The sequence below is a fragment of the Sorangiineae bacterium MSr11367 genome (assembly GCA_037157805.1).
In the GTDB taxonomy this organism is placed as follows: Bacteria; Myxococcota_A; Polyangia; order Polyangiales; family Polyangiaceae; genus Pendulispora; species Pendulispora rubella.
Map to the genome: position 1 here is coordinate 3,231,063 of CP089983.1, position 17,083 is coordinate 3,248,145.

Here is a 17,083-nt window from a genome sequence, read left to right on the forward strand (position 1 = left end):
AGCTGTCCAACGATGGTACGCATCCGCTAACATCCCCGTTGGCGGATGCGTATAGCCCTCATTTACCCTCCCCCCTGGAAGATCGCGGCGCGCGAGGAGAACGTTTCCTACGGCCACGACGGGCCTCCGCCGGGCCACCGGCCGCAGGATCTCGACGCCGATTTCTACCAGACGCCCTACGGCCTCTTCACCCTGGGGGCGGAGGCGCTGCGGGCAGGGCATCGCGTGAAGGTGCTCAATTTATCGGCGTACGCGTGGTCGCGGGTCGAGGAGATCATCGCCGGCCTCGATGCCGACCTGTTTGGCATGTCGTGCTGGACGGCCAACCGCCGCGGCGTGGCCCTCACCGCGCGCTGCATCCGGGAGCACCACCCGAAGGCGCACATCATCGTCGGCGGGCCGCACGCCACGCCGCTCGCCACGGAAATGCTGGAGCACCACCCCGAGATCGACACCGTCTCGCTCGGCGAGAGCGATGCGACCTTTCTCGAGCTGATCGGGCGCCTGGAGCTGGGAAAGCCCACATCGGGCATTGCCGGGACGGTCTACCGCGAGGGCGATGCCATCCGAAAGGGCCCCGAGCGGCGGGCCATCCACGAGCTGGACACGCTCGCCTCGCCGCACGACTACTTCGACACGCACATCGTGATGACCTCGCGCGGCTGTCCCTGGGCCTGCACCTTCTGCGGCGCGGAGACCACGTGGGGACGCGGTTTTCGCGGGCACTCGGTGCGCTACGTGCTCGATGCGCTGGAGCGCGTGCTCGCGCGGCTCCCGGTGAAGATGCTCCAGATCAAGGACGATACGTTCACCACGAACAAGAAGCGCGTCCTCGAGCTTTGCCATGGCATCCGCGAGCGCGGGCTTCAATTTTTCTGGAGCTGCGACACCCGCGTGGACCTGCTCACCGAGCCGCTCTTGCGCGAGATGCGCTTGGCCGGGTGCCAGCGATTGAGCCTCGGGGTCGAGTCGGGCTCGCAGGCCATTTTGGATGCCATCGACAAGAAGATCACGCCCGACGAGATCCTCGAGTCCACGGAGATGGCCAAGCAGGTGGGCATCAAGGTCCGCTACTACATGATGCTCGGCAACCGAGGGGAGACGGAGCACACCTTCCAGGAAACCTTGGACTTTCTCGATCGGGCGAGCCCCCACGAGTACATCTTCTCCTGCCTGTCGATCTACCCCGGCACGCGCGACTTTCACGATGCGGAGAAAGCCGGCTTCGTGGACCGCGAGGTCTTCTTCACCGAGACGTTCCAGGAGCTGAAAACGCCGTTCGACGCGTCCGACGAGGACACGCAGCGCATGAACGCGTGGTTCTTCGCCAACAGCGGCCTGCGCGTGGTGCACCGTGACAGCGTGGCCGACTACCGCGCCATCCTCGAGCGCCTCGGCGACTACCATGCCGCGCACATGGACTTGGGGGCCGCACTCTACCAGGCCGGGGACATGGACGGCGCCGAGCACCACGTGCGTCGGGCGCTGGAGCTCGGGTACCCGCTACCGGGCCTCGTGTACAACCACCTCGCGTGCATCGCGTACGCGCGCGGCGATCTCCAAGGGATGATGGACCATTTCAGCCACGCGGCGAAGGTCGACCCGCAGCACTTCGTCCTGATCCAAAACGTGAACGCGGCGCGCGCTTGGTTCAAACAGGGGGGCCCGGAGCGGAAGCTCCCCCTGCAGCTCAGCGTGCGGCACGACTTTCAGCTCCTCGAGCGCACCGTGCAGCCCACGCTCCCGGGGCCGCTGCCCGAGGACTGGAAAGCGTGGAACGCCGTCGCCCTCCCGGCGGAGCCGAGTGCCACGTACCTGCGCACGCCCGACGTCGAAGGAAGTCAGCACGTGCTCAAGACGCGTACCCGGCTCAAGGTCGTCGTTTAGTTTCGATCGATCGCGACGTACTTCGTCCGTCCCTCGCGCCGAACCTTGAGGAGCACGGTGCCCTTGGGGGCGGCCTGTAGCGCCTTTGCGGTGTCGGTGGCATTGACCACGGCCTGGTGGTTCACCTCCAGGATCACGTCGCCGGGGGCCAGGAGCTCGTCGGCGGGAGCACCCGGTTGCACGCGCTGCACGCGCGAGCCGCCGCCGGGAGCATCGCCCAGGGCGATGCCGTAGCCGGTGGGCGCCGCGTTGCTCTTTTTCGGGGCGTCCGTGTTGGTGTCGCTGCCGTCGTTGTCGGCGACCGCGTCCTTCAGCTTGTCCAAGGTGATGTCCACCGATTGCGTGCTCTTGTTGCGCAGCACCTTCAGCGTCACCCGCGAACCCGGCGCATGCCGTGCGACCACACGAGGAAGCTCCTGCGCGTCGTCGATTTGGTCCTTGTCGACCTCGAGGATCACGTCGCCCGAGCGCAGCCCTGCCTTGTCGGCGGGCCCGCCGGGATCGATGTCGCCGATCAGTGCACCCCTCGCACGATCGAGCCCCAGGGCCTTGGCCAAGGTGGGGTCGATTTCCTGGATGCTCACGCCGAGCCGCCCGCGCGCCACGTGGCCCGTGGTGAGAAGCTGCGGCAGCACCTCTTTGAGCGCATCGATGGGGATCGCGAAGCCGATGCCCTTGCCCTGCGGATTGATGGCCGTGTTGATGCCCACCACTTGGCCCTTCAAATCGAAGAGCGGACCGCCGCTGTTGCCCGGGTTGATGGAGGCGTCGGTCTGAATGAAATCGTCGTACTGGCTCGCCCCGATGGAGCGGCCTTTGGCGCTCACGATGCCCATGGTGACCGTGTGGCCGAGCCCGAAGGGGTTGCCGATGGCCACGACGTATTCGCCCACGCGAACGCCCTCGCTCGCTCCGAGCGATGCGACCGGCAGCTCCCTGTTCGGGGCGCCTTGCAGCTCGAGCACGGCGAGGTCCAAGTTGGCATCGCGCCCGACGACCTTGGCGTCGTACTCACGCTTGTCGGCGAGGCGCACGCGCACGCGATCGGCCTCCTCGACGACGTGGGCATTCGTGGCGATGTGCCCGTTCGCATCGAGGATGAACCCCGTGCCCAGCGCGCGCTGCCGGGTGACGCTGTCACGCTCGCGCCCGCGTCCTCCTCCTCCCCCCTGCGGCATCATCTCGCCGAAATCGAAGGGGAAGGGGATTCGGCGTTGCTTCACGTCGTGCACCGCCGTGATGTTCACGACCGACGGATTCACCTTGGCGACCAAGGTGGCCACGTCCGGCGCACCGGAAAGCACGGGCGGCGAGGCGAACGGTGCGGAGGATTGCCCGCCATTCGACGGGGGAGGTGCTGCGGCGGCGGGTTGGCAACCGGCTAGGCCCAAAACGAGGATGGGCGCGATGAGTGAGAAAAACCGAGACGAACCGGAGAAACGCGAACGAGATAGAGGCAGCATGATCATTCCCTGCTCCTCGAACATCGGAACTTCGGGGTTCCTTCCCAAATCGCGGCGCGGCGGCGCCTGACACGCACGAAAGCTCACAAGGTATGCAGATGCGAACTGGCGGCATAGTTCTCCCTGAGGTAAAATGTGGGTAGCGCCGGTCGCCATCCCGACCGACACTCTTGCATGGAGCCCTCACGCGCGAAAAAGCGGCTCGTCGAGGTGAAGCGATGTTGACGAAGGACCCGCTGGGAGCGGCCGAGCAGATCGTCATCTTGGAGGAGCTGGCCTCCTCCGTGCGGCACGACCTGCGAAATCGTTTAGGGAACATTCGCAACGCCGCCTTTTGGCTGCGGCGCCGCTTCGAGGGCGTGCCCCAAGCCGAAGACCCACGGGTGGGCACCTTCTTCTCGCTCATCGACGAAGAGGTGTTCGCCGCCGACAACCTGCTCGAGCGGCTGCACGAACGCTTTCCGCCGGACCACGGCCTGGCCGACATCGATCCGCTTCATGCGGTCGAGCAAGCGATCAAGTTCGTTCGCCTCGACGAACCTTCGGCGCTGGTCGTCGTGGCCGAACACGAAGGCTCCGAGCACGCCAAGTCGGACACATTCGTCGTGACCAAGCCCAACGCGACCAACGGAGCGGGCATCGAGAGCCTCGCCAACGGCTCCACGGTGGAATCGGCGCCAGGGGAAATCGCGGTGGTCGTGCGCGCCCTCATCGAGCTGCGCGCCAAGGCGCTGGACGGCAAAGGACGCATCGTCGTGCGCACCCGCCGCGAGGCGAACCGCCTGCTCATTTCCGTGCCCGCGCCGGGCGATCGCCAGGGCCTGTGGATCGACATCGCCAAGCGCACCGCGATGAAGTGCGGCGGCTCCTTTGCGTGGGTCGAGAGCCACGGTGAAGCGTGGGCAACGCTCACGTTTCCACTGGGGGCGCGGCGTTCGCTGCTCATTGGCTTGCCGCGCCCTGCGGCCAAAGAGCCGTAGCGCAAGCTCGACGGCTTGACGTAAGCCGCGAAGACAGAAAGATTGCGCCCATGTACACGGTGCGTGACTTCGGCGAAATGATCGCCGACCGCGTGCGCATGGGCGCCTACGAGGAGGCCCTTCGCCAATCGGTGAAGCCGGGCAGCGTCGTCGTCGACATTGGTGCAGGCACGGGCATCTTCACCCTCCTCGCGTGCCGTTTCGGCGCGCGGAAGGTCTACGCGATCGACCCGAACCCGGCCATCGACGTGGCGCGCGCGCTGGTGCGGGACAATGGCTTCCGCGACCGGGTCGAGATCATCCCGAAAATGTCGACCGAGGTGGAGCTGCCCGAAAAGGCCGACGTCATCGTCTCCGACGTGCGCGGTGTGTTGCCCACCTTCGGGTCGAGCCTTTCCACGATCATCGACGCGCGTTCTCGTTGGTTGAAGCCGGGAGGCGTCCTGCTTCCGCGCCGCGACGAGCTGCGCGCCGCCGTGGTGGAGGTGCCATCGATGTACGAGAGCATCTTGCAACCCTGGAACCGCGAGAGCCACTACGGCATGGACGCCTCGGCCGCGGCGACCGCGGTGATGTCGAACTGGATACCGGATCGCAAGGACGAAATCGCGGAAGCGCACCTTCTCACCGAGTCCGCGGTGTGGGCCACCATCGACTACGATCGTGTGACGGAGCGGCAGGTGCGCGGGCACGGGGCGCTGCGGGCGGCGCGTTCGGGCACGGGGCACGGGCTGGCCGTATGGTTCGATGCCACGCTGCTCGACGGCGTCCATTTCTCGAACCAACCCGGCAAATCGGGTATCCACGGTCGCGCGTTCTTCCCGTGGCCATCGGCCGTCGCCCTCGACGAGGGGACGCCGATCGAGGTGGACCTGTCCGCCGTACCCGCCGAAGATGACTACGTATTTTCGTGGACCACCCGAATCGGGGGGGCCTCGCCGCAGGAGTTTCGGCAGACCGACTTCTTCACCCGCCTGCGCATGGACGAACTCATCCGAGCGGACGATCCGAGGCCGAGAAAGCTCGCCCCCGAGGGGCTCCACACGTTGCGGGCCTTGGAACTCCTGCATGCGGGAGCGTCGCGTGATGAGGCGGCGGCCAAGCTCGCAGAAGCCTTTCCGATGCAGTTTCCTTCGCGCGAAGCGGCCCTGTTCGCCATTCGTGCGGTTTTGCGGAAGTTCACGTGAGGGCGTATTTCCGCATGAGGCATCTTTTGCGCCATCGATTCGGGGCCGTTGCTCTCTCGCATTGCGCGATGCGCCGAGCCGTGCTTTTCTCCGCCCGAGCCGGTTCGTCCTTTGTTGCAGCCCGCGGCCGACTTGCTTGGTGAACTTTCGCCGGGGGCCTCGCATCGTATGCGGGACAAGGCCCGGGACCGAGGGAACGAATGGAAATCGAACGACGAGCTTCGACTGGATCGGCGGACTTCGAACGAGCTTCTGACGCTTCCGGGGAGCAACCTGCGGCGCAGGTGCCTGTGCGTCGCGCGTACGTGCCGCCCCAGCTTCGGCATCTCGGTTCGGTGCGCCATCTCACGCTAGGCGACACCGGCAGCCTTGGCGACAAGGCAGGGACATTCATGGGCGGCGGCACGATGATGATGTCGTCGCGCGAGGCGAAGGAAGATATCGCCTACTTGGATGACGCCGCCCGCAAGCGCTTGGCCGACGAGGTGATGGCTCTGCGTCTCGCCAACTACCGGTACCGGGAGGGGGTTGCATCGCCGCTTCCGCTCGATCACCGTTGCCTCGGCTTCATCGTCGAAGACACGCCAGCGGACTCTCCGTTCATCGTCGAGCGCAAGCAGGTGGATGTCTACGGATTCGCTTCGGCCATCTTGGCCGCACTGCAGGAGCAGCAGCAGACCATCGCAGGCCTCGAGCGTCAGCTCGCCGAGCTTCGCGAAGGGACGACACGGCACGCCAAGGGCGACTGAATCCTTGGACGGGGAGTCGACGTCGGTCGCGGGAGTGCCCGGAGGGCGGGTGTTTTCGTACGATCGGGATGTCGTTTTCGAGCGGCGAGGGCTTTCCCTGCCGACGTTCCACACGGCGGATCACGGCCACGTCCTTGCGTCGGGGTCACTTGCAGCGCTCGTCGGGCGCCTTCGCCGGCGGCCCGCGCTGAACGTCGAGCGGCTCGCGTCGGTTATCTCGCTCACGCCCACGGAGGACGCTTCTGCGACCGTGTACGAAGGCGTCCATCGTGTGCCCTCGCATCATGCGGTCCGCGTTTGGCCCGATGGTCGCCGGACGAGCACCTTGTTCGCGCGATCGCTGGAGCGCGCGCCGGAGATGACGGCGCAGGACGCGGCGCACGAGCTTCGTCGCCGGCTCACCGCGGTCGTCGCGCGCTATGCCGAAGGAAAACGCTGCATTGCCATCTACGCAGGCGGTGGCGTCGATTCGAGTGCGCTGTTGGCCACCGCCTTGGCGTGGTCGCGGGGGGCAAACGGGCCCGAGATTAAAGCTATCGCGCTGGATTTCGCAGGGCCCGGCGATGACCGCCCGCACTTGCGCGAGCTCGAGAAAGCGCTGGGTATCGTGCCCATTCGGCTTTCCCCGTCACGGTCGGGGCGTTTCGTTCGGCGCATGATGTCGCTCGACGGTGCGCCATGCCCGTGGCCCAACGTATGCGACGACGGCATGATGCTCGAGGCGGCGCGCGAGCAAGGCGCCGATGCGGCGTGGGGGGGCTCGGGGGGCGACGATCTGTACGATGGACGCCTGGACACCTTCCCCCAGCGCGCGCTTCATGGTGATGCGATCCGCGCGCTCCGCGAGGCCGTGGCGTTGCGCGTACATTGGCGCGATCCCGGAGTGACCCAGGCGTGGGATTTCGTCGTGCGCCCCCTGCTCGTTCGCAGCCTCCCGCACGCGGTCCGCCGGCTGCGGCGCCGCATTCGCGGGCGCAGTGTGGTCGCATGGGCCGGGCCCGTGCTTCGCGCGCACTTGGAGCGGGTGGCCGATGCTGCGCGCGCTCCAGAGCCGAGCACCGCCTCGGCGCGGTATACGCGCTTCGTGACGTTGCCTCACCTCATGGAGCTCTTCGACTTTCGAGGCCATCTGCGCGAGGCGATGGGGTTCGACAACCTCGAACCGTTGGTCGATGACGAGATGATCTCGTTCATCTCGAGCCTACCACCCGAGCTGCTCTTCCACGGAGGTCGAGCGCGCGGCCTTCTTCGAGCCGCCATGGAGGGCCTCGTTCCCGATACGGTGAGGCTACGCACCGACAAGGCCTGGTTCGAACCTGCGATGGCGCAAGCCGTGCGCGCTGCTGGCGGTTTCGAGGCCTTCGCGGATCTCGCCGCGGTGCCGCATCTCGCGGACCTCGGGCTCATCGAGCCGTCGAAGTTCCGTGAGGCGTTCGACGCGCTCGCGCGGGCGCCGGAAGATGGCGCTGGTTGGCTGCAGGTATGGCCGGCGCTCGCCGTGGAAGCGTTCGTCGCAGGGTACCAGGCGGGGGCCACCTCATGAGGCATGCTACGCTTCCCGCGATGCATCGGCCCGAGGTCCATTGGACGAGTGAGACCCACGAGGATGGCGAGCTCCGCTTTCGGCTCGGCCGCCAAGGGGACCGCCTGATCGCCGAATGGCCTGGCATCTGCACCCTGTGGGCCGATCGCGATGGCACCTCGAGCGAGCTCGTTCCCGCACCCGACGCGGATCCCGAACTGGTCGCCAAACTGCACCGCGGGCTCGCGCGCGCGCTGCTGCGCCACGTTTCCGGTGAGCTCACCTTGCATGCTTCGGCCGCGTCCGTCGGTGGCATTGCGATCGCCTGTGTAGGGGAGAGCCACGCGGGTAAGTCCACGGCCGCGGCCGAGTTGGTCGCGAACCACGGGGCGGAGCTCGTGTCGGACGACACCTTGGCCATCGTGCTCCGCGATGGGTACGCGGGCGTCGTGCCCACGGAGTCCGTGTCCTGGCTTCTGCCCGAGTCGCGCCGCGCTCTCGGCTTCGACGCCCATGATGCGGCGACCAAAGTTCCCGTCGAGCCGGCGCGGGCGGCGCAGGGAGAGGTGCCGCTCGGCGCCTTGGTGATGCTCGCCTTCGACGACGACATCGACGCACCCGAGCTGCGGCGGCTGCGCGGGCACGACGCCCTTGGGCGGCTCGTTCCCAGCGTGGTGCGTTTCATTCTGGACGAGCCGGAGCGGCACCGGCGCGAGTTGGAGCAACTCGCGCGACTCGTCTCGTGCGTACCCGTCTACGAGCTTGCGCGGCCATACCGCATCGAGCAACTCGCGGCGGCAAGCGACGCGCTTCGTGCGCTCGCGGAGAGCGGAGGTAAACCATGAGCATTGGAGCAGACGGTCGCGTGAACGTGGGGTCCGACGTGCACGTGCGCGAATTCGACGGAGAGCTCGTGATTCTGGATCTCGCCAAAGGCGACTACTTCGGTATCAACGAGATTGGTGCACACCTCTGGCGCGGTTTGGTGAGCGGCCACTCGTGCGCCGAAATTGCCAAAGAGCTGGCGCCCCAGTACGAAGCCGCACCCGAGCAGCTACTGGCCGATTTGGTGGCACTGACCGACGAACTGATCGCCAAAGGTCTGGTGGAGCCGAGCCCCTGATGTTTCGGGTGCGCTTGCTTCATGGCATTGCGCGAATTGCAATTCGCATTGCCAAGCCGCGTGGTGCAAAACGAATTACCGATGTATGTGGCCGGTTGTTGCCACCGTTCATGAGTCTGGACGAGGCCTGTGCGGCTGCGACCTCACTCGATGGAACTGGAACCTGCCTGAGCCGGGCACTCACCATTGCGGCCTGTCTGCCCGCGTCCGAGGTGGTGATTGGTGTCGATCCGAATGCGAATACAGCGTTGCCGTTATTTGCTCATGCGTGGGTGGAAGTAAGTACTGTACCCATCCGACCGACTGACGCACAAGGGCTGGAAATTGCGCGTCTGGGACGGATGGCGCGCACAGCATGAACACGCAGGTGTCGCGGAGCAACGACGTTGATAGTGAAAGCGCCGCAAGGTAAGTAGGGCGCCCGCATATCGCGTTGTCACGCCGCATGCTACGTTGAGGCCACCGAGGAGAGGTCTTCATGAAGAACTTAGCTCGCATACGTTGGGTGCTTTTCTCTGTCGCGATGGGGTGTGGCGCTGGCGGAGCGATGCTGGCGGCGTGCGCCAGCGATGACATCATCGTCCACCCGCCAAAGGACAGCGGCAGCGATGCGACGCTGGATTCGGGCAAGGATACTGGGACCGACGCGCAGACCGACGCACAGAGCGACGCCGATGCAGGTCCGGTCGACGGTGGCCCCGATTCGACGACGAACTTCGACGCGGGATTTCCGACGCTCGAGAGGTGGGTCGAACAGGCTACCGAGCTTTACTGCCAGAAGACCGCGTTCTGCTGCGGCGAATCCAATTTCGACTACGCGAAGTGCAAGCGCATCTTCATGACGAAGCCGAATCCCGGCGCCGTGCAGAACAACCCCGCCCAGCCCTTCTTGGACGGCGGAAAAATGAAGCTCGACATCGCAGCTGCCACGAAGTGCTACGAGGACATCAACAAACTGTCGTGCGGCGCCACGGCGGGGGCGCTTCGCAAGACGTACGACGACTGCGTGGCCGGTGCGGTGGGGACGATCCCGGTGGGTCAATCGGGTTGCAAGGGGTCCCCGGAGTGCGTCCCGCCTGCTCACTGCGAGTTGGCCGATGGTGGTCTGCCCAACGGCACCACGCTAGGAACGTGCGTCGCCCCGCGTACGACGAACGCTCTCTGCGACTACGGCCAGTACGACCAAGAGGGCAACCTGCGCCCGAACTCGGCGAATCTGTACTACGAGCCGCAGGCGCAATGCGGCAACATGCTGAGCGGCAATCCGGGATACTGCGCGAACGCCGACACGTACTACGGCTGGGATCTGGACGGCGGGCGCGTTTGCCAACCTCCCGCCGGCCAAGACGCGGGCTGCTACGTCCACCAGGAGTGCAGCACGAGCTACTGCGACGGCGTCTCGGTCGACGATGCGGGATACGTGATCAACGGACACTGCTCCAACGACCCGCTGGTGGGTGCCATCGAGTTCTGCGACATCCTTCGAGTCCGGGATGCGGGGACCGGCGACGCGAGCCCGCCGTTCCGCTCCGAGTCGTCGTCGTTCAAGCGGAGCGCGACGCAGGAAGAGTTGAATCAGCCCGGACTGCGCAAGCGGCCCCACGGCGACCAAGCCCGCTAAGGATCGCGGCCATCATGGGGCGCCCGCATGCGCGGGCACCCCATCGGTGACATGCTGCTTCGCGCATGACGGCGGGTGGATACCGTGCGACGTTGATGTCGCTCGCCCGTGACGAGGCGTTCTGGGTGGGGCTCTATGCAGGGCTGCACTTCTTGGAGCGCCTCGTCCTCGTGGGGACGGCGCTCTGGTTGCTCCACGGGTCCACCTTGGCGACATCGCTGTCTGCGCTGGGGCTGGCGCTGACGTTCGTGGTTCGGACCTCGGCGCGGGTGACATTGCGCCGGCGGGTCCAGGCCCGGTTGCATCGAGGTGCGATCGACAAGCTGCTCGAAGGCGATCTTTTGGCCGCGAGTGCCATCGTGGAGGCGGATACCGAGGGCGCCATCTTCGAGGGGATCTGGTCGGGTACGGCACTGGTGTCGGCGGTGTTGCCCGAGCTCCTCGCCGACGCGGTGGCCTCCGTCGTCGTGATCGCCATTCTCGCGGTGGTGGAACCGATTCGGCTGCTCGCCATCGGTGGGGTTGCGCTGGCTTTGGCCGCGGCGGGGGTGGTGCTCTCGAATCGGATCGCGCGCCGCGAGGAGGCGCGGAGTTGGGATGCGTATGGGCCGGTAGTGGACGGGCTCGTGGCGGCGATCGGGGCCCGCCTGGAGATCGTGGCCAATGGCGTGGGCGAACCGTTTCGCGCTCGGCGGCGCGCCGACTTGGACCGGTGGGAACGCGCGGTGTATCGGTCGACGTTGCTCATTGGTTTGGCGTCGCGGCTTCCCGTGGCGGTCGTCGTGTTCGTCGTCGGTGCGGTCGTCGTGTTCGAGCGCTCGCGGGGCGGGGAGCTCACCGGGGCGATGCTCGCCCACGCGGCGTTGTTCGGTGCGTCGATTCCCGCGATGGCGAATCTCGGGCGCAACTGGCTCGATGTGACCCGGCAAGGCGTGCGCTTCGCGCCATTTGCCGAGCTCCTTCGGGGCTCGCCGCTGCCTTCGGGCCGAGGCACGGAGCACGTCGCGCTGCCCGCCCGCGTGACATGGGATGGCGTTGCCGTGCGTTATGCCGGCGCCGGCGAGCGCGCGCTCGAAGACGTGCACCTGGTGTGGGAACCGGGAACCGTTCTCGTTTTGCGCGGGCACAATGGCTCGGGAAAATCGACGTTGCTGCGGACGCTGCTCGCGGTGGCGCCGCTCGATGGCGGCGCGGTTCGATGCGGCGGTGTCGAGCTCGCGGAGCTCGATCTCGATGCATGGCGCAAGAGCGTGGCCTACGTGGCCCAGCGTCCCTTTCTGCCGGCACGCGGAAGCGTTCGCGAGGCGTTTGCCATCGTGTCGCCCGATGCGGTGGACGCGGTCATCGAGCGCGCGCTGGCGCGTGTGGGGTTGCTCGAGGTGCTCGTGCGCCGTCAGCCGGAGCAGCCGCTCACGGTGGACGTGGGGGCGCTTTCGGTGGGCGAGAGGCAGCGGCTTGCGCTCGCGCGCGTGCTCGCGAACGACAAGCCGTTGGTCCTGCTGGACGAGCCGGATGCCAATCTGGACAAAGCCGGTGTCGAGATGCTCGCCAAGCTCGTGCACGAGCTCTCCTCCGAGGGGCGCATGGTGGGCATCGCGGCGCACACGGACGAGATCATCCGGCTCGGAGATCGCGTCGTCGTGCTCGATCGCGGTCGCGTCGTTTGAGGCGGGCTATCGCTCGACCTTGGGGCACGCGCGAAGGATCGGCTGATGCTCGGGCGGGCGAATGTCCACCGATTCGGGCGCGCCGTAGGCGGCGATGAGGGCAAAGTGCTCGTAGGCGCACGGCGTGACGACGAGGTGCGGGGCACCGGCCGCGCGCAACTCCTGGCCGCGGGCAACTTGCACCGCCCGGGAGGCTTCGCCCATCTGGCTGTCGCGGAAGAGATCCCACGCGCCCGGTTGCGTGACGTTCCAGCCGAGGGCCGCCACGGCCACGCAGATGGCGTTCACCGCACCGTAGGCTGGGCGCAAGGTGAGGCGCGCCACGAGCTCGCGTGCGCCGTCGAGGCCGAAGGGCGCGAGGATCCACCAAATGACCACCAACGCGCGCTCGGGGTGGTGCGTGGGTGCGCCCTCCTTGGTCTCGCCGTAGACGAGGAAGATCAAGACCGCGAGTGCCACGGTCAGCGGCAGCCACCATCGCCTTCGCATTTCCGGGGTGAACACGAAGGCCATGAGCCCGACGGCCGCCACGAGGAGGATCTCCGGAGCGCCCAGCAACGCGTGCGGGTACACGAGCAGCTTCTCGGCCAGAGGCGCACCTGCGGCGCCCACTGCGTGCCGGTAAGCCGTGACCCGATCGAGAAAGTGCGTCGCGCTTCCGTGGGCGTGGAGGTTCCAGGCCATCCAGGCGAGGGGGCCCGCCACCGGCACGAGTGCAACGAGCGATGCGCGCGAGACGAGAGGTCGCGTGCGCGCGAGTGAGGCCACGGTGACCACCAGGCACGCGGGCCAAACCTCGTAGCGCGCGAGCGAGGCGCAGAGGAGCACCACTCCAATGGACGCCCTTGCGCGGGGCCACGCACTGGCCGCGATGGCTGCCGCGGCCACGAAGGCACCGGTGAAGCCCTCCGGCACCGTGGCCGCGCCAAGCCATGCGTTCCACGGCGTGGCCATGGCCAAGGCGATCCCGCCCAGGGCTGTCAGCCGATCGACGCGTGCCACACGCAACGCCGCGTACGCGAGCACCGCACCCACGCCGCCCAGCGCGAGGGCCACCGCGCGCGCCACCGCGAGCGAGCGCCCGAAGGCCATCATCGCCCCGCCGGTGATCCAGAACGGGAAGGGGAGCCAGCTGGTTCCGCTGGGATCGAGTCGCGGGGCGTGCGCGAATCGCTCGGCGATGACGGTGCGTGCGAAGTCGTCGTCCGAGATATGGCTCAATCCGCGGTGGACGAGCCAAAGGCCAAGGGCAACTTTCAGCGCAAAAACGACTGCGCCGTCCAAAAAGACGGCGCGGCGCTCGTTGTTGCCGAGGGAGGCTATTGCGGGCTCGACGAAGAGGACGCCGGTGCCGCAGGCGCATGGTCGCCCGGGCCACTTGCGCCGGTCGGGCCGCCCGCGGGGGGCGCCTCTTCCTTCGGCGCGGCGGGCTTGTCTTCCTTCGAGCGCGCGGTACCGCGCTCGCTGCGCTTCCGGTCCTCGGAGGCGGCCTTCGCGCGGAGGGAGCGGTCGCCGGAGGAGGAGAGGTACGCCAGCGACACGCTGGTGAGCATGAAGATGGCTGCGCAAATCGAGGTGGCACGGGTGAGGATGTTCCCCGCTCCGCGCCCGCCGAAGACCTGCGCCGCAGCGCCACCACCGAACGCGGCGCCCATGCCGCCGCCACGCCCCTGCTGGAGCAAGACGACGAACATGAGCACCAAGCAGACGAACACGTGCACGATTTGAAGAAGGGTCTCTAAGATCGACGATTGCATGAGGTCCTACCGGTGCTCGCTCGCTCTGCGTACGTGGCTGGTGGCGTGGGGCGTCAAGGTGAGGCCCCTACCGTGCGATGGCAAGGGCTTCGGCCGCCTCCGCGATAGCACCAAATGATGCTGCATCCAAGCTCGCGCCGCCGATGAGTGCGCCGTCGACGTTCGGGCAGCCCAAAAGCGCCTTCGCGTTGTCCGGTTTGACCGACCCGCCGTACAGCACGCGGGTGCGCTGAGCCAGTGCGGGCGACTTTTCGACCAACCAGGCCCGAATCGCCGCGTGCACTTCCTCCGCCTCGGCCGGCCCCGCGTTTTTCCCGGTGCCGATGGCCCAAACGGGTTCGTACGCGATGGCGGCGGCCTTGTCCGAGCCGGCAAGAATGTCGAGGAAGGCCTCGACCTGCCGCTTCACCACCGCCAGCGTGTTGCCGGCCTCGCGCTCCGCGAGCGTCTCGCCGACGCACACGATGGGCAGAAGCCCGTACTGAAGCGCCGCGGCCGTCTTCTCGGCCACCGTCGCGTCCGTCTCCCCGAAAAGCTGGCGACGTTCGCTATGTCCGATGATGACCCAGGTGCAGCCGCTCTCGACCAACATCGGTCCGCTGATCTCTCCCGTGAAGGCGCCCTTGTCCTTCGCGTGGAGGTTCTGCGCGGCGACGGCGACCTTCTTCCCCTGGCAATCGAGCGAGACCGCACCGAGGATCGTGTACGGCGGCGAGATGACCAGGTCCGCGTGGGGCACGCGCTTCGCGATCGACACGACGTCGGCCGCGAGCGCGAGCCCGCTGTTGCCACCGTGGAACATCTTCCAGTTCCCGGCGATGAGTGGGCGTCGTTCCGGATTCACTCCGGCCTCCGCAGCACTTCGATTCCCGGCAGCTTCTTCCCCTCGATGAGCTCGAGCGAAGCGCCGCCACCGGTGGAGATGTGCCCCATCTTCTTGGCGACGGCATCGCCCGCCGCGTAGACGGCGGCTGCGCTGTCGCCACCGCCGACGACGGTGAAGGCCGACGACTCGGCGAGGGCCTTGGCCACGCCGAAGGTGCCCGAGGCGAACGGCTCTTTCTCGAACAAGCCCATCGGCCCGTTCCAGAACACCGTCTTCGCCTTGGCGAAGCGCTGCACGAAGTCGCGCACCGAGTTCGGTCCGATGTCGAGCGCCATGCCGCCTTCCGGAAGCGATCCGGCGTTCACGACCGTGCCCGACGTCGCCGCCAGGGATCCGGCCGTGACGACGTCGCTCGGAAGAACGAGGTCGACCTTGGCCTCACGTGCCTTCTCGAGGATGGTGCGGGCGAGCGGCAGCTTGTCCGTTTCCACCTTCGAGGCTTGCATGTTGAGCCCCTTGGCCGCGAGGAACGTGTTGGCCATGGCGCCGCCGATGAGGAGCGCGTCCACCTTCTGCAGCAGCGCATCCAGCACGGCGATCTTGTCCGACACCTTGGCGCCGCCCAGGATGGCCACGTACGGCTTGTCCGGGTTGGTCACCAGCTTGCCGAGGGCGAGGATCTCCTTCTCGAGGAGGAATCCGCACCCGCGATCGCGAAACAGTTTCGCCATGCCGTGCACGCTGGCGTGCGCGCGGTGCACCGCACCGAACGCGTCGTCGACGTACACATCGGCCAGCGCCGCCAGTTCGCGTGCGAAGCCTTCCTCGTCCTTCTCCTCCTCCGCGTGGAAGCGGAGGTTCTCGAGAAGGCACACCTGGCCGGCGCGAAGATCGTAGACGACCTTCTTCGGTGCATCGCCGATGCAGTCTTCCGGCAGGGTGACTTCCGCGCCCAGAAGGCCCGCGAGGTGCGCGGCACACGGTTCGAGCGAGAGCTTCTTCAGCTCCGCATCGGACATTTTGCCGGGCTTGGGACGGCCCAAGTGGCTCGCCAGGATGACGCGCGCGCCCCGCTCGACCGCATGCTTGATCGTGGGCAGCGCTTCGCGGATGCGCGAGTCGTCCGTGATTTTGCCGTTTTCGTCCAGCGGGACGTTGAAGTCCACGCGGATGAAGACGCGCTTGTTCTCGATTTCCAGCTCGCGAATCGGCCGGATCCCCTCGAGGTAGCCTTCCATGGTTCGACCAGGAGCCTTTAGAGCGACTTGCCGACGAGCTGCGTGAGCTCGATCATGCGGTTGGAGAAGCCCCACTCGTTGTCGTACCAGCTGAAGACCTTGGCGAAGCGCTCGCCCAGGACCTGGGTGACGGTCGCATCGAAGATCGACGAGTGTGGGTCACCGATGTAGTCGCTCGAGACGAGCGGCTCTTCGGTGTAGCCGAGGATGCCCTTGAGCGGGCCTTCCGCCGCAGCCTTCATCGCCGCGTGGATCGCTTCCTTGGTGAGGGTCTTCTCGGTCTCCACCGTGAGGTCGACGAGGCTCACGTCCACCGTCGGGACGCGGATGGCCTGGCCGTCGAATTTGCCCTTGAGGGCCGGGATGACCTCGGCGAGGGCCTTGGCGGCGCCGGTCGACGACGGGATCATGTTCACGGCGGCGGCGCGGGCGCGGCGCAGGTCGCCCTTGCGGTGCGGGATGTCCAGCACGGCCTGGTCGTTCGTGTACGAGTGGATCGTGGTCATCAAGCCTTGCTTGATGCCGAAGTTGTCCAAGAGGACCTTGGCCACCGGGGCGAGGCAGTTCGTGGTGCACGAGCCGCACGAGATGATGTGGTGCTCGGCCGGCTTGTACTGCTCGGTGTTGACGCCGAGGACCACGGTGATGTCGTGGTTCTTCGCCGGCGCGCTGATGATGACCTTCTTGGCGCCTGCATCGAGGTGGGCCTTGGCCTTGTCCTTGTCGGTGAAGAGGCCGGTCGACTCGAGCACGACGTCGACGCCCAGCGCCTTCCACGGGAGCTTTCCGGGCTCCTTCTCGGCGAGGATCTTCACAGTCTTGCCTGCGATCTCGAAGGCACCTTCGACGGCCTTGGCGCGGGGCTCCGCGCGGCCATGGATGGAGTCGTAGTTGTAGAGGTGCGCGAGCGTCTTGGCATCGGTCAGGTCGTTCACCGCGACCACTTCGATGTCCTTCACGTTGCGCTCGTGGAGCGCGCGTACGATGCACCGTCCAATGCGACCGAAGCCGTTGATGCCGATCTTTACCGTCATGACGAAGCTCTCCTGTTTGTCTTCGACTC

16 protein-coding genes are annotated in these 17,083 nt (G+C 66.9%); 10 read left to right on the forward strand and 6 right to left on the reverse strand.

The window, feature by feature from the left end; all coding sequences use genetic code 11:
- Window positions 1-45 precede the first annotated feature (45 nt).
- Window positions 46-1,887, forward strand: a complete 1,842-nt coding sequence (locus LVJ94_13035; protein ID WXB08154.1) for a radical SAM protein — start codon at window positions 46-48, stop codon at window positions 1,885-1,887.
- Here LVJ94_13035 and LVJ94_13040 read toward each other — a convergent pair.
- Window positions 1,884-3,356: a Do family serine endopeptidase gene (locus tag LVJ94_13040; GenBank protein ID WXB08155.1), complete on the reverse strand. Its 1,473-nt coding sequence runs from the start codon at window positions 3,354-3,356 to the stop codon at window positions 1,884-1,886. The genes LVJ94_13035 and LVJ94_13040 overlap by 4 nt on opposite strands.
- Before the next feature lie 212 nt (window positions 3,357-3,568).
- Between LVJ94_13040 and LVJ94_13045 the strand changes: the two genes are divergently transcribed.
- The 9 genes from LVJ94_13045 (at window position 3,569) to LVJ94_13085 (ending at window position 12,199) form a co-directional block, all read left to right on the forward strand.
- Window positions 3,569-4,330, forward strand: a complete 762-nt coding sequence (locus LVJ94_13045) for a hypothetical protein (protein WXB08156.1) — start codon at window positions 3,569-3,571, stop codon at window positions 4,328-4,330.
- Between the two features lie 50 nt (window positions 4,331-4,380).
- Entirely contained in the window at window positions 4,381-5,517 is a 1,137-nt protein-coding gene (locus LVJ94_13050; GenBank protein ID WXB08157.1) for a 50S ribosomal protein L11 methyltransferase, read from the forward strand.
- Window positions 5,518-5,801: 284 nt separating this feature from the next.
- The gene (locus tag LVJ94_13055) at window positions 5,802-6,266 is read left to right on the forward strand and encodes a tail fiber domain-containing protein (protein ID WXB08158.1); all 465 of its coding nucleotides are present in this window, start codon (window positions 5,802-5,804) and stop codon (window positions 6,264-6,266) included.
- Between the two features lie 49 nt (window positions 6,267-6,315).
- The gene (locus LVJ94_13060) at window positions 6,316-7,809 is read left to right on the forward strand and encodes an asparagine synthase-related protein (GenBank protein WXB08159.1); all 1,494 of its coding nucleotides are present in this window, start codon (window positions 6,316-6,318) and stop codon (window positions 7,807-7,809) included.
- Between the two features lie 20 nt (window positions 7,810-7,829).
- Window positions 7,830-8,633, forward strand: a complete 804-nt coding sequence (locus tag LVJ94_13065) for a hypothetical protein (GenBank protein WXB08160.1) — start codon at window positions 7,830-7,832, stop codon at window positions 8,631-8,633.
- Window positions 8,630-8,911: a PqqD family protein gene (locus LVJ94_13070; GenBank protein WXB08161.1), complete on the forward strand. Its 282-nt coding sequence runs from the start codon at window positions 8,630-8,632 to the stop codon at window positions 8,909-8,911. The genes LVJ94_13065 and LVJ94_13070 overlap by 4 nt, the downstream gene beginning before the upstream one ends.
- A complete protein-coding gene (locus LVJ94_13075; GenBank protein ID WXB08162.1) occupies window positions 8,911-9,270 on the forward strand; it encodes a lasso peptide biosynthesis protein in 360 nt (119 codons plus the stop codon). The genes LVJ94_13070 and LVJ94_13075 overlap by 1 nt, the downstream gene beginning before the upstream one ends.
- Window positions 9,271-9,389: 119 nt before the next feature.
- Window positions 9,390-10,532, forward strand: coding sequence for a hypothetical protein (locus LVJ94_13080; protein ID WXB08163.1), 1,143 nt, complete (start codon window positions 9,390-9,392; stop codon window positions 10,530-10,532).
- A 65-nt stretch (window positions 10,533-10,597) separates the two neighbouring features.
- Window positions 10,598-12,199, forward strand: coding sequence for an ATP-binding cassette domain-containing protein (locus LVJ94_13085; protein ID WXB08164.1), 1,602 nt, complete (start codon window positions 10,598-10,600; stop codon window positions 12,197-12,199).
- A gap of 6 nt (window positions 12,200-12,205) precedes the next feature.
- Here LVJ94_13085 and LVJ94_13090 read toward each other — a convergent pair whose 3' ends face one another.
- From LVJ94_13090 to gap, 5 genes are all read right to left on the reverse strand, one after another.
- On the reverse strand, window positions 12,206-13,420 hold the full coding sequence (locus LVJ94_13090; protein WXB08165.1) for a hypothetical protein: 1,215 nt from the start codon (window positions 13,418-13,420) through the stop codon (window positions 12,206-12,208).
- A 98-nt stretch (window positions 13,421-13,518) separates the two neighbouring features.
- Window positions 13,519-13,956, reverse strand: a complete 438-nt coding sequence (gene secG, locus LVJ94_13095) for a preprotein translocase subunit SecG (GenBank protein ID WXB08166.1) — start codon at window positions 13,954-13,956, stop codon at window positions 13,519-13,521.
- Window positions 13,957-14,023: 67 nt separating this feature from the next.
- Window positions 14,024-14,800 carry a triose-phosphate isomerase gene (gene tpiA / locus LVJ94_13100; GenBank protein WXB08167.1) on the reverse strand — a complete coding sequence of 259 codons (777 nt, stop codon included), beginning with the start codon at window positions 14,798-14,800 and terminating at the stop codon, window positions 14,024-14,026.
- Window positions 14,797-16,020: a phosphoglycerate kinase gene (locus LVJ94_13105; GenBank protein WXB08168.1), complete on the reverse strand. Its 1,224-nt coding sequence runs from the start codon at window positions 16,018-16,020 to the stop codon at window positions 14,797-14,799. Before LVJ94_13105 ends, tpiA begins: the two co-directional genes overlap by 4 nt.
- 17 nt (window positions 16,021-16,037) lie before the next feature.
- Window positions 16,038-17,054 carry a type I glyceraldehyde-3-phosphate dehydrogenase gene (gene gap / locus LVJ94_13110; protein WXB08169.1) on the reverse strand — a complete coding sequence of 339 codons (1,017 nt, stop codon included), beginning with the start codon at window positions 17,052-17,054 and terminating at the stop codon, window positions 16,038-16,040.
- Between the last annotated feature and the right edge of the window lie 29 nt (window positions 17,055-17,083).

Excerpts from the sequence above, each read along its gene's own strand:
- LVJ94_13035 (WXB08154.1), top strand. The coding sequence starts at position 46 with ATGCGTATAGCCCTCATTTACCCTCCCCCCTGGAAGATCGCGGCGCGC.
- LVJ94_13040 (WXB08155.1), bottom strand. The coding sequence starts at position 3,356 with ATGATCATGCTGCCTCTATCTCGTTCGCGTTTCTCCGGTTCGTCTCGG.
- LVJ94_13045 (WXB08156.1), top strand. The coding sequence starts at position 3,569 with ATGTTGACGAAGGACCCGCTGGGAGCGGCCGAGCAGATCGTCATCTTG.
- LVJ94_13050 (WXB08157.1), top strand. The coding sequence starts at position 4,381 with ATGTACACGGTGCGTGACTTCGGCGAAATGATCGCCGACCGCGTGCGC.
- LVJ94_13065 (WXB08160.1), top strand. The coding sequence starts at position 7,830 with ATGCATCGGCCCGAGGTCCATTGGACGAGTGAGACCCACGAGGATGGC.
- LVJ94_13070 (WXB08161.1), top strand. The coding sequence starts at position 8,630 with ATGAGCATTGGAGCAGACGGTCGCGTGAACGTGGGGTCCGACGTGCAC.
- LVJ94_13075 (WXB08162.1), top strand. The coding sequence starts at position 8,911 with ATGTTTCGGGTGCGCTTGCTTCATGGCATTGCGCGAATTGCAATTCGC.
- LVJ94_13080 (WXB08163.1), top strand. The coding sequence starts at position 9,390 with ATGAAGAACTTAGCTCGCATACGTTGGGTGCTTTTCTCTGTCGCGATG.
- LVJ94_13085 (WXB08164.1), top strand. The coding sequence starts at position 10,598 with ATGACGGCGGGTGGATACCGTGCGACGTTGATGTCGCTCGCCCGTGAC.
- secG (WXB08166.1), bottom strand. The coding sequence starts at position 13,956 with ATGCAATCGTCGATCTTAGAGACCCTTCTTCAAATCGTGCACGTGTTC.
- LVJ94_13105 (WXB08168.1), bottom strand. The coding sequence starts at position 16,020 with ATGGAAGGCTACCTCGAGGGGATCCGGCCGATTCGCGAGCTGGAAATC.
- gap (WXB08169.1), bottom strand. The coding sequence starts at position 17,054 with ATGACGGTAAAGATCGGCATCAACGGCTTCGGTCGCATTGGACGGTGC.